General features: G+C 71.6%; 9 protein-coding genes. 4 read left to right on the plus strand and 5 right to left on the minus strand.

All coding sequences use genetic code 11. The features are described from left to right. Window positions 1-221: 221 nt before the first annotated feature. Window positions 222-827, plus strand: coding sequence for a hypothetical protein (locus CEK66_RS18635; RefSeq protein ID WP_226978684.1), 606 nt, complete (start codon window positions 222-224; stop codon window positions 825-827). 30 nt (window positions 828-857) lie between these two features. Here CEK66_RS18635 and CEK66_RS18640 read toward each other — a convergent pair whose 3' ends face one another. From CEK66_RS18640 to CEK66_RS18655, 4 genes are all read right to left on the minus strand, one after another. Continuing rightward, entirely contained in the window at window positions 858-1,655 is a 798-nt protein-coding gene (locus CEK66_RS18640) for an N-formylglutamate amidohydrolase (RefSeq protein ID WP_193312712.1), read from the minus strand. Beyond that, entirely contained in the window at window positions 1,648-2,199 is a 552-nt protein-coding gene (locus tag CEK66_RS18645) for an NUDIX hydrolase (protein ID WP_017909232.1), read from the minus strand. The genes CEK66_RS18640 and CEK66_RS18645 overlap by 8 nt, the downstream gene beginning before the upstream one ends. Window positions 2,200-2,438: 239 nt before the next feature. Further along, complete coding sequence (locus CEK66_RS18650) at window positions 2,439-3,362, minus strand: 5'-3' exonuclease H3TH domain-containing protein (RefSeq protein ID WP_152237898.1); 924 nt, start codon at window positions 3,360-3,362, stop codon at window positions 2,439-2,441. After that, window positions 3,359-3,934, minus strand: coding sequence for a nitroreductase (locus CEK66_RS18655; RefSeq protein ID WP_152237899.1), 576 nt, complete (start codon window positions 3,932-3,934; stop codon window positions 3,359-3,361). The genes CEK66_RS18650 and CEK66_RS18655 overlap by 4 nt, the downstream gene beginning before the upstream one ends. 155 nt (window positions 3,935-4,089) lie before the next feature. On the opposite strand from CEK66_RS18655, the gene CEK66_RS18660 reads away from it, so the two are divergent. The 3 genes from CEK66_RS18660 (at window position 4,090) to CEK66_RS18670 (ending at window position 10,483) form a co-directional block, all read left to right on the plus strand. After that, window positions 4,090-6,321 carry a DUF1631 family protein gene (locus CEK66_RS18660; RefSeq protein ID WP_193312713.1) on the plus strand — a complete coding sequence of 744 codons (2,232 nt, stop codon included), beginning with the start codon at window positions 4,090-4,092 and terminating at the stop codon, window positions 6,319-6,321. Window positions 6,322-6,544: 223 nt separating this feature from the next. Then, window positions 6,545-8,860 (plus strand): DUF1631 domain-containing protein, encoded by a 2,316-nt coding sequence (locus CEK66_RS18665; RefSeq protein ID WP_148829886.1) that lies wholly within the window; start codon window positions 6,545-6,547, stop codon window positions 8,858-8,860. A 543-nt stretch (window positions 8,861-9,403) separates the two neighbouring features. Further along, window positions 9,404-10,483, plus strand: a complete 1,080-nt coding sequence (locus CEK66_RS18670; protein WP_017908585.1) for an NAD(P) transhydrogenase subunit alpha — start codon at window positions 9,404-9,406, stop codon at window positions 10,481-10,483. A 304-nt stretch (window positions 10,484-10,787) separates the two neighbouring features. Here CEK66_RS18670 and CEK66_RS18675 read toward each other — a convergent pair whose 3' ends face one another. After that, window positions 10,788-11,288 (minus strand): DUF3106 domain-containing protein, encoded by a 501-nt coding sequence (locus tag CEK66_RS18675; RefSeq protein WP_026143493.1) that lies wholly within the window; start codon window positions 11,286-11,288, stop codon window positions 10,788-10,790. Window positions 11,289-11,467 lie beyond the last annotated feature (179 nt).

The raw sequence follows: 11,467 nt of genomic DNA on the forward strand, positions 1-11,467 counted from the left end.
TTGCGGGCGAGCGGTCGTCGTCGAACGGGGTCGCGGATCGACACGCCAGGCGATGTCCAGCGACGTCTCGCTCCGGTCTCGCAGGCTTCATTCTCCTTCAGCGTCCGCACACCTGCCGTAGACTGCGCTGCCGCGCGCTGCCTGCCCGACGACGTATGATTCCGCTATTGACCTTGCGTGAGACGCTGGATGCCTTTGCCGCCTGCAACGACGACGGCCACGTGCACGAGGCGTTCGGCTGGGTGCATGCCACCGGCGAGGATCCGCTGCAGGCGCGCTTCTGGTTGCCGCCCGACGAAGCCACTGCATTCGGCGACGATGACACACCGCCCGCGGCGGCGCGCGCGCTGGGCTTGGCGCCCTACCTGGAACCGGCGACGTTCGCCGACGTGCTCGACGTGCAGAAGCGGCAACGCCCGCTGTCGACGTTATACGACTACGCGCAGGCGTTGGCCTACTACGCGGAGTACGACGCGTTCCTGCAGGTCGAGGGTGTGGACGAGGCGCTCGGCGAGGCGGACGAGGACGCTTGGGAGGCGGCGCGCGCGGTTGGCGTCGGTGCAGGCGTCTTTGCCTCGTTCGATCTGGTGCTTGCGCGCTGTCCGCCCGAATGCGTCAAGCCGATAGCGCAGCAGGTCGCGCACCTGCTGGACTGGCCGATCGGCCAGGCGTTGGCCGCCTGTCGCGCCGGGTCGCTGACCGTGGGCGAGGCATTGGATGGTCTTCGTGCCGCGGCGATCGCGGCCGATTTCGCCGCACTCGGCGTTCCGCTGCAGGTGCAGGGCTACAAGGCGTTTCCGTGGATGCCAGTGCCGACGCTGGCATGAGGCGTGGTGCGGGAAGGGCGTCGGCGTTACTCAGCCCAGCGCCAGCAACTGCGGCTGCAGCCTGGTGAAGATCCGCGCCAGCCGCTGCGCCCAGGCCTGCTGGCCGGCGGCATCGGCGATCAGGTCCTGGCGGATCTCCAGTTCCACATGCGGCAGGCCGCGGCCTTCGCCGTGCACGGGCACCGCGTAGTCGCTGCTGTCGCTGACCGCGTACGGCGCGTTGTCGCCGACCAGCAGGTCGTCTTCCTCGCGCAGCGCCTGCAACAGCGCGTGGGCGAAACGGGTGTCGCGGTGGTAGAGCACGCCGGCATGCCAGGGCCGCGGCACGCCGTCCATCACCGGGGTGAAGCTGTGCATCATCACCAGCAGGGTGGGCCGGGCGGCGGCGCGGCGCGCGTCCAGTTCGGCGGCGATGCGCGCGTGGTAGGGCGCATGCACGGCGTCGATGCGCTGCTGCCGCTGCGCCGCCGTGGGCCCGGCATTGCCCGGCACCACGGTGTGGTCGCTGACCGGCGGAATCAGCGTCGGCGAGGCCAGCGGGCGATTGCAGTCGATCAGCAGCCGCGAATAGGTCTGTTCGATCGCCCAGGCGTCGAGCAGCGCGGACAGCGCGCGGGTGGTGCCGGCGATCCCGATGTCCCAGCCGATGTGCCGATCCAGTTCCGACTGCGCCAGGCCGAGGCCGTGCAACGCGCGCGGCACTGCCTGTCCCGCGTGATCCGCCAGCAGCACGAACGGCGATGTACCGTTTGGTCGGTGGATGCTGAACACCGCCGGGTCGTCCGCGCCCAGCAGCGGCGGCAATGCGTGGCTGAGACCCTCAGCCACGCGGCGTGCCGTCGAGCTCGTGTTCGATCATCCACAGCCCCGCCCACAGCTTCGCATCCAATGCGTAGCCTTCGCCCATCTTCTGCACCAGCCACGCGGCGGCACGCGTGCGCGGCACCGAATGCACGGTGATGTCCTCGCTGGCGTCGCCGCCGCCGTTGCCGACCTTGCGCAGGCCGCTGGCGCGCACGAAGGCGATCTTCTCGTTGCTGGCGCCGGCCGAGGTCGGGCCGATCAGCAGCACCTCGGCGTGCTCGGCGGTCCAGCCGGTTTCCTCTTCCAGTTCGCGCACCGCCGACACCTCGATCGATTCGCCGGCATCGATGTCGCCGACCAGTCCGGCCGGCATCTCGATGGTGCGCGCCTGCAGCGGCACGCGGAACTGTTCGACGAACAGCACCTCGTCGTCCGGCGTGACCGCCACGATGATCGCGGCCAGGCCGCCGGCGTGCACGCGCTCGGAATACTCCCAGGTGCCGCGCACGACCATGCGCTGGTACTTGCCTTCGTAGACGACGCGGGGCGGGGAATCGTGGCGGGGCATGGGCAGCTCGCAAGATGGCGGAGGAAGAGGGCGCGGTCGCGCACGGCGCGGTCCGGCGATGCGGTGCAGTGTAGAACGTGCGTTGTGTTTTTTATGCGCGCCAGGTCGTGCCCGGGGTCGCTGGCGGCGCGCGAGTCGCTCGGCGCCGGTCGCGACGGCACGGTGCAACCGGCACAGCGCGTGCGAGGGCGTGCCTGCTTCGGGCAGCGGCATCGCCTGCCCGTGGCGAAGGCCAGCGCTCAGCCGGCCACAAACTCCAGGCCGGCCGCCTGCAGCAGGCGGCGTCGGGTCAGCGGCCCGAAGCGCAGCGCCTCGCACAGGCCGTGCAGCATGTCGGCATCGGCCGCGCCGCGGGCGAAATTCACGGTGGCCGTGTGCAGCGGCGCGTCCAGGGCGATGGTGGTCAGCTGCCGCCACAGCAGCGCGTGCTCGCGCTGCTCGCGCAGGCGTACGGCCATCTGCGCGGCGCCGCGCAGGCGCAGGAACGCCACTTCGTCGACCCGCGCCAGCAGCGTGTCCAGGTCGCCGAAATGCGCCAGCAGGATCGCCGCCGACTTGGCGCCGATGCCGGTGACGCCGGGGATGTTGTCGATCGCATCGCCGGTCAGCGCCAGATAGTCGGCAATCTGGTGCGCATGCACGCCGTGGCGCGCCTTGACCCCGGCCGCGCCCCAGCGCTGGCCGCGGCCGTAGTCCCATTGTTCGTCGAACTCCAGCAGCAGCTGCGACAGATCCTTGTCGGCGGACACGATCACGCCGTGGAAACCGTCGCCGCGCGCACGGTGCAGGGCGCTGCCGATCAGGTCGTCGGCCTCGTAGTCGTGGTGCGCCAGCACGCCCAGGCCCAGGGCCGCGCACAGCGCCTTGCAGTGCGCGAACTGGCGGCGCAGCGCGTCCGGCGCCGGCGCGCGATTGGCCTTGTAGGCGGCGTACAGACGATGCCGGAAACAGCTGTCCAGCGCTTCGTCGAAGGCGATCACGATGTGCTGCGGGCGCTCGCGCTCGAGCAGGTCGAGCAGGAAGCGGGCGAAGCCGTGCACCGCATTGGTCGGCCAGCCCTGCGCGTCCTGGAACTCGTCGGGAATCGAATGCCAGGCGCGAAACACGTAAAGGCTGGCGTCGACCAGGTACAGCGGCCGCGACAGGGGCAGGCCTGCGTTCACGGCGTCCAGTCGCTGAGCAGCGCGCGCGGATCCGGCCGCTCGCGCTCCGGCACGTCGAGGCGGGCGGTGCCGATGTGGATGAAGCCGGCGACATGCTCGTGTTCGGCCAGGCCCAGCCGCGCGGACACCGTTTCGTCATACGCCATCCAGCCGGTCAGCCATTGCGCACCGAAGCCGTAGGCCTGCGCGGCCTGCAGCAGCGCGAAGCACACCGAACCGGCGGTCATCCACTGTTCGATTTCTGGCACCTTGTGTCCGCGCTGCAGGCAGGCGATCACCGCGATCACCACCGGCGCATGCGCGAAGCGTTCGCGATCCTTCTCCACCGCCGCCGGCGCCGCGCCGGGATCGCGCTGCTGAGTGCGCGCGGCGAGGATGTCGCCCAGGGCCTGGCGCGCCGGGCCGGCGATGCGCAGGAAGCGGAACGGCACCAGCTTTCCGTGATCGGGGACACGCACTGCCGACTGCAGCATGGCCAGCAGCGTCTCCGCGTCCGGTCCCGGCTCGCCCAGCTGCTTGGATGGCACTGAACGGCGCGCATCCAGCGCTTGCAGCGAATGAATTGTGCGCATAGTCTCGATTCCGTGGGGCGGGCGCGGAATTATAGTCGGGCGCTCGCAGGCGGCAGCGGATGCCGCAGTTACACGGACAATCGCGTTGTGTTGCTGATCTGCCGCTAGCTTCCGAATTGACGTCGGTCTCACTGCTGCCTGCGTATCACACTGCCATGACCCTTGCTGAATACGCTGAAGAGTTGTCGCCCAGCCGCAACGCGGATCTGCTCGATCAGGTCCGGGATGTGGTGTCGGTTCCGCTCGCCGGCGCCTTCGGCGAGGTGCTGGATGTGCTGGCTGAAGCGCTGTTCCGCATGGCCGAGCGCGCCGGGCCGACCCAGAACGATTATTTCGAGGCGATCCAGCTGCTGCGCCAGCAGCGCGAGCCGATCGCAGCGCGCTTCCGCGCGCACCTGGCCCAGGCCTGGCAGGCGCTGGAAGCCGGCCGCCCGCTGTCGGTGGAGCGCAGCCTGGCGCGCGAGCGCGGCGACCTCAGCCTGGTCTCGGAACAGGAACTGGACGTGCGCCTGGCGGTGCGCAACCTGGCCGGGGCGATCCAGCACCGCTGGCGGCCGGAGCTGATGCGGCTGAACCGATTCCTCGGCTTCATCGCCGGCGGCCAGCGCATCGATGCCGACAACAACCCGTTCGGCCCCGAGCACGTGGGCGCGGCGGTGTATGCGGCGCTGCACGGGCTGGTGCTGGCGCCGCAGGTGCAATTGGCGATCGTCAAGATCTGCGAGCAGGAACTGCAGGAGCGCGTCGGCGAACTGTATGCGCAACTGGAGCAGCGCCTGAACGAGGTCGCGCGCGCCCGCGCGCTGCCGAGCGGGCGCCCGCGCCGCCGCGGCATCCCGCGCCTGGGCGCGAGCGAGGACGAGGCGGCGCCGGACTGGATCAGCCGCTTCTTCGAGAACTGGGACACCGCCGCGCCGCTGTCGGCGGCGCCGCGCCGCGCCGCACGCGCCCTGGACGCGCACGCGCGCAACGAGCAGGAGGTGCTGCCGCCGGCGCTGCGCGCGCTGCTGCACGAGGCGCAGCCGGACGCGGGCCCGGGCGACGGCCGGCGCTGCCTGTCGCCGCGCGAGCTGCTGTCGGTGCTGTCGTTGCTGCAGACCATGCCCTTGGCCGGATTCGCCGCGGTCTGCGAACACGGCGGCCCGCTGGCGCAGGGCCTGCGCCGGCAGATCGCCGGTATCGGCGCCTCGCTCGGCCTGGACCCGGCCAGCACCTGCCTGGATCCGGCCGATGCCGACACCCTGGATCTGGTCGGCCTGCTGTTCGATGTGATGCTGGAGGAATGCGTGCTGCAACCCGCGCAGCGCGAACTGCTGGGGCAGATGCTGGTGCCGATGGCCAAGGTGGCGCTGATCGACGGCCGCCTGTTCGTGCGCGACGGGCATCCGGCGCGGCGCCTGCTCAATCTGCTCGCCGACGCCTGCGACGGCAATGCCGGCAGCACCGGCCCGGAGCAGGCGCTGCTGGCGCAGGCGCAGGCGGCGGTGGAGCGGGTGGTGCGCGATTTCGACGAGCACCTGGCGGTGTTCCTGGCGCTGGAGGCCGAGTTCGGCAGCGCCTACGAGCAGTACCGGCGCCGGGTGGAGATCGCCGAGCGCCGCGCGGCCGAACTGCAACGGGCGGAGGAGCGCCGCGAGGTCGCCCGGCAGCGCGCCGCGCAGGCCCTGCACGATCTGCTGCAACAGGCCGGCGACGACCTGACCGTGCCGCTTCCCATCGAGGCCTTCCTGCGCCAGTCCTGGTGCCAGTACGTGCAGCAGTCGGCCTTGCGCGACGACGGTCAGGGCAGCGCGCTCGCCGCGGCGCTGGCGCTGGGCGATGCGGTGCTGGCGCAGTGCCGCCAAGCCCAGAACGGTGCGGTGCCGGTAGAAGGCTGGCTGCAGCCGCAACATGCCGAGCTGACCCGGCTGTGGACCAGCGTCGGCCTGGACGCCGCGGCGGCCGAAGCCGCCTGGCAGGCCCTGCACACGGCGCTGGACGACCTGGCGCACGCGCGGCCGCTGCAGGCCGCGCTGCCGGCGACGGGCGTGGACGTGCCCGAGCCGCCCGCCGCCGAGACCGTGCCGGCACTGCCGGAACCGGTCCAGGCCACCGATTTCGACCACATCACCGCCGATTACTTCCGTACCCTGCCGCTGGGGACCTGGCTGGACTTCGTCGACCGCGAAGGCCGCGTGCAGCCCGGCAAACTGACCTGGGTGAGCCCGATCTCGGCGCGCCTGCTGTTCGTCAACCGCCGCGGCGGGCGGCTGTGCGTCGCCTCGGCCGAGGCGCTGGCAGTGATGGCGCGGCTGGACCGGCTGCGCCTGCATCGCGACGACGATGCCTTCTACAGCGCCATGCAGGGCGTGGTCGACCGCCTGGAACGGGTGGCGGTGGCGGCCTGATCCTCGACGGGCGTGCCGTATTCATGCCGCATTGCCGCCGTAGTGACGCCTTCCATGCCTACGATCCTGCACGAGGTCACGTTCTGGAGCCAGAAATGCGCAGCGCATCACGGTCGCTGTTCAGACACCTTGCCTACCATGCAGGAGCGGAAACAGGGGCCGCGTCCGATCGTCTTCCACCTTCCTTCTATCTGGCGCCGTCCATGGCGCGGAGCCGTCGCGCATGAGTTTCAGCCCCAGCCCGCACGCACACCCGGCGCGTGACCCGCGCCTGTTGACGCAGGCGCGCGAGGGCATGCTGCCAGTGCTGGGCCAGGCCTTCGCCGCGGCGCTGGCGCATTTCGACGACGTGCTGTTCGATCGCGCCGAGAGTGCCGGCGCGTCGCAGTTGCTGTTCCTCGACGGCATGCGCGAACTGCGCCGTCGTCGCGACGAGATCGCCGCGCGCTTCCGCGCCCAGCTGCATACCGCCTGGGAAGCGCTGGAGGCCGGCGCGCCGCTCTCGGCCGAAGTCGCCCTGGCCGGCTACGGGCAGGGCCTGAGCCTGATCTCCGAACACGAGCTTGAATCGCGGCTGGCGGTACGCAACCTCGCCAGCGTGCTGCTGCGCGAATGGAAGCCGGTGCTGACCCGCATCGACCGGCGCCTGGGCTGGATCGCCGGCGGCCTGGAGCTGGATGCGGACACCAACCCGATCGGCCCCGAACACATCGGCGTGGCCGTGCATGCCGCGTTCTCCACCAGCGACCTGGCCCCGGAAGTGCGGCTGGTGCTGATCAAGCTGTGCGAACGCGACTTCACCGCCGGGGTCGGCAAGCTCTACCAGGACCTGGACGACAGCCTCGCCCAGGCCGGGATCATGCCGGAGATCTCGCGGCCGCGACCGCCGCCGCCGCCGCGGCGCGCACCGCCGCCGGAGCAGCGCCCGCCGCGCGAGGCAGGCGCTGCCGGGGATGGCGTCGGTGCCGAGCTGGGCGAGGACGAAGAGCACTACGCGCCGGCCTGGGCCAACCGCTTCGTCAACCGCTGGGCCGAGCGCCGCGGCAGCCTGCAGGCCGGCGAGCGCTACGACGACGGCGAGGCGCGCCTGCCCGGCGGTAGTCAGGGCGTGTTGCTGGAGGCGTTGCACGAACTGTTGCAGCAGACCCGCAACGCGCGCGAGAGCGCCACCTCCGCGGCGACCGCGGCGGTCGGCCAGCAACGCCCGCTGAGCCAGCGCGAGATGATGTCGGTGCTGTCGCTGCTGCAGGCCACGCCCAGCGCGACGCTGCGCGCGGCGATCGGCGACGACAGCGAGTCGCTTGCGCAGCGGCTCAAGAGCGAGGTGCTGTCCAACGCCACCCAGTTCGGCGTGGACCCGGCGCACGCACGGCTGGATCCGGTCGACGAGGATGCGATCGACCTGGTCGGCATGCTGTTCGACGTGATGCTCGACGAGCGCGACCTGGAGGGCCGCTCGCGCGAATTGATCGGCCGGCTGGTGGTGCCGTTCGTCAAGGTCGCATTGCTGGACCGGCGCATGTTCGTGCAGAAGACCCATCCGGCGCGGCGCCTGCTCAATTCGCTGGCCGAGGCCTGCGAGGGCAACACCGGCGAGAGCCAGGCCGAGCGCGTGCTGATGGGCAAGGTCGAGGAGATCATCGACCGGCTGGTGGCCGAGTTCAACGAGAACCTGGCGATCTTCCTGACCCTGGAAGAGGAATTCCGCGATTTCCTGGTGCAGCACCGCCGACGCATCGAGATCGCCGAGCGCCGCGCCGCCGAGACCCAGCGCGGCCAGGAGAAGCTGGAACTGGCGCGGCAGCGCGCCGAGGCCGAACTGCAGGTGCGCCTGCAGGGCCGGCAATTGCCGCAGGCGTTGCAGGATTTCCTGCGGCAGCCGTGGCAGCACCACCTGACCATGGCGATGCTGCGCGAAGGCGAGGGCGGCCCCGGCGTGCGCGATGCGCTGGCGCTGGCCGACGGCCTGCTCGAGGAAGCCGCCGAGGCGCAGCGGCACATCGTCGGCAAGCCCTGGCTGCAGGCCTGGCAGGGCGCGCTGCAGCGGGTCTTCGCCAGCGTCGGCCTGCATGCCGAGGCGGCCACGGCCGCGATCGACGCGCTGCACGACACGCTGCAGGCGGTGGCCGAGCTGCGCCCGGAACTGGAGCGGCCGCTGCCGGAGCTGCCGCAGGTGGCGCTGCCGCAGCCGCCGGTGCAGGAGGCGCAACCGGTGGACGTGGCGCCGCCGCAGACCATGGACGATTTCGACAACGCCGATGCCGACCGCTTCCGCACGATGCAGATCGGCACCTGGCTGGATTTCGTCGACCGCGACGGCAAGATGCAGGCCGGCAAGCTGTCGTGGGTGAGCCCGATCTCGTCGCGGCTGCTGTTCGTGAACCGGCGCGGCGTGCGCTTCTGCGTGGCCTCGCCGGAAGAACTGGCGGTGATGGTGCGGCTGGGCCGGCTGCGCGCGCACGTGGACGACGGCGCCTTCGACAGCGCCATGCAGGGCGTCATCGACCGTCTCGATCCGCATAGCGCGACCTTGCACTGAGAGCACCGCGGCGGCGCGGGCGATCGCCGCCGTGGCGTTGCACGTGTCGCGTGCTGCTCGACTGCCCGTATCGGCGGCGTCAGCGCATCGCCAGCGACGCGTTCCGGCGGCCGTTGGTCGCTATGCCATCGCGACCGTAGGGGCGGCTTCAGCCGCGAGGGGCTTTACTCGGAGCCCCATTCGCGGCTGACGCCGTTTCCTGTCTGTCGGCCTTGGCTGGATCAGGCGGTCTCCTCCGCCGCGACCGGGTTTCCTCGCGCTGCCGGTCGCGGCTGCCGCCGCGCCTGCGCCTGACCCGCGTTGGCGATCGCTTGCCGGCGATGCAGGGGTTCCTCGCACGCCGCGTCCTTCCCGACCTGGCCATGCCCCTGGCCGCCCCGGCGGAGAACACGCCTTCGCCGAGGCGGCGTGCGCCGGGCGCCCTCGGGTCGGGGGCGCCAACGCGCCCGGTCGCCGATGCCCACTTGGCGTGCGCGACGCCTCCACCTGGCGTGCGGACGCTGTAGGATCGGCGCGGACGACAGGCAAGGCACGGGGAATCGCATGGCAGTGCAGGTGCTGGTGGTAAAGGAATCGGCGCAGGGCGAACGCCGCGTGGCGGCGACGCCGGAGACGGTCAAGAAACTGGTCGCCCTGGGCGCGCAGGTGCGGGTCGAGCCGCAGGCCGGCGTGTCGGCCGGCTTCGTCGATGCGGCCTACCTGGCCGCCGGCGCCAGCCTGGCCGATCCCGACAGCCCGGCGCAGGCGGATCTGGTGCTGTGCGTGCAGCCGCTGCCGGCGGTGGCGCTGCAGCAGCTCAAGGAGGGCGCCGGCGTGGTCGGCATCCTGCAGCCGCAGGCCGATCCGGCGCGCGCGGCGGCGCTGCAGGCGCGGCAACTGGTCGCCTTTCCGCTGGAACGGCTGCCGCGCACCACCCGCGCGCAGGCGATGGACGTGCTCAGCTCGCAGGCCGGCATGGCCGGCTACAAGGCGACCCTGATCGCCGCGCAGCTGGCGCCGCGTTTCTTCCCCATGCTGACCACCGCGGCCGGCACCATCCGCCCCTCCAAGGTGCTGATCGTCGGCGCCGGCGTGGCCGGCCTGCAGGCCATCGCCACCGCCAAGCGCCTGGGTGCGCAGGTGGAGGGCTTCGACGTGCGCCCGGAAACCCGCGAGCAGATCGAATCGTTGGGCGGCAAGTTCCTCGATCTCGGGGTCAGCGCCGCCGGCGAGGGCGGCTACGCGCGGCAACTCACCGACGACGAGCGCGCGGAGCAGCAGCGTCGCCTGGCCGAGCACCTGAAGGGCATCGACGTGGTGGTGTGCACCGCCGCGGTGCCGGGACGGCCGGCACCGAAGATCCTCAGCGCGGCGATGGTCGCCGGCATGAAGCCGGGAAGCGTGGTGGTGGATCTGGCCGCCGAGACCGGTGGCAATTGCGAGCTCACCCGGCCGGGCGAGACCATCGAACACGCCGGCGTGACCATTGCCGGGCCGTTGGATCTGGCCAGCATGGGCGCGGTGCATGCGAGCGAGATGTACGCACGCAACGTCTACAACTTCGTCGCCCTGTTCCTGAAGGACGGCGCGATCGCCTACGACTGGAACGACGAACTGCTGGCGAAGACGCGCTGGACGGCGTGAGTGCGGCCGCGATGGTTGGGCGCCGGCTCGGGCGGCGCTGATCTGCGGCCAAGGTGAGCCCGTGCAAGAGCGGCTTCAGCTGCGACGGGCGCTACCGAAAACGCCGCGTCGCGACTGGAGCGCGACTTCGGAAGTGTCCCGTGGGAGCGGCTTCCAGCCGCGACCGGGTTCACCGGGAACGCCGTGGGGGCTGAAGCCGCTCCTGCGAGGCGATTTCTGCGGCGCTGGACTCCATGCGCCGCACACGACGAGGCGAGGGCGCGCGCGCCATGCGCATCTGGCTTGAACCGGCGCCGCGTTTCGCCTACCTGGCAGCATCCGGCGGCGGCAGGTTGTCCGGGCCGGCATTGGCGCGGATCCAGGCGGCGCGTTGCGCCGGCGTCATCGCTTCCCAGCGGTCGCGCAGCGCCTTGCGCTGGTCCGGCGGCAGCGTGCGCATGCGCTCGAACAGCACCCGCGCCTCCTCGCGCTGCTGCGGGGTCATGTCCTCGTAGCGGCGAGCGCCCTTGCGTGCGCGGTCGCGTTGCTCGGGGGTCATCGACTGCCAGCGCTGCGCGTGCTCGAACATGCGTCGGCGTTGCTGCGGGGCATCGTTCCAGCGCTGGCGCAGGGGGGCGATCAGCAGCTCGCGCTGCTGTGGGCTCAGGTGTTCCCAGTCGGGCAGCGGCGGGCCGGAGTCGTCGTCGCGGTCGGCCGCGCTCGGCGGTGGCGGCGGCCCGGGCGGGGGCGGGGCGGCGAAGGCCGCCGGGACGGCAGTGCCGGCCAGCAGCGTCAGCGCCAGGGAGAGACGGATCAGGCGAGTCATCGGGTTCATTCCATTGCCAGCGAGGTATCGGAGCCCAGCCACAGGTACAGGTCGGGATTTTCGTCGAGCATCGCGGTCGCGGCCTGGTCGCTGTCGGCGGCCGCGCCGGCGCGCACCGAGGCGGTCGCGGCCACGGTCGTGGCAGTGGCGGGGGCGACGCTGGGGGGGGGGGGGGGGGG

Source organism: Xanthomonas sp. LMG 12460 (genome assembly GCF_009192895.1).
GTDB classification, from domain to species: Bacteria; Pseudomonadota; Gammaproteobacteria; order Xanthomonadales; family Xanthomonadaceae; genus Xanthomonas_A; species Xanthomonas_A sontii.

Bases quoted from the DNA above. Each gene is read 5' to 3' on its own strand.
- CEK66_RS18645 (WP_017909232.1), bottom strand. From the start codon at position 2,199: ATGCCCCGCCACGATTCCCCGCCCCGCGTCGTCTACGAAGGCAAGTAC.
- CEK66_RS18655 (WP_152237899.1), bottom strand. From the start codon at position 3,934: ATGCGCACAATTCATTCGCTGCAAGCGCTGGATGCGCGCCGTTCAGTG.
- CEK66_RS18660 (WP_193312713.1), top strand. From the start codon at position 4,090: ATGACCCTTGCTGAATACGCTGAAGAGTTGTCGCCCAGCCGCAACGCG.
- CEK66_RS18665 (WP_148829886.1), top strand. From the start codon at position 6,545: ATGAGTTTCAGCCCCAGCCCGCACGCACACCCGGCGCGTGACCCGCGC.
- CEK66_RS18670 (WP_017908585.1), top strand. From the start codon at position 9,404: ATGGCAGTGCAGGTGCTGGTGGTAAAGGAATCGGCGCAGGGCGAACGC.
- CEK66_RS18675 (WP_026143493.1), bottom strand. From the start codon at position 11,288: ATGACTCGCCTGATCCGTCTCTCCCTGGCGCTGACGCTGCTGGCCGGC.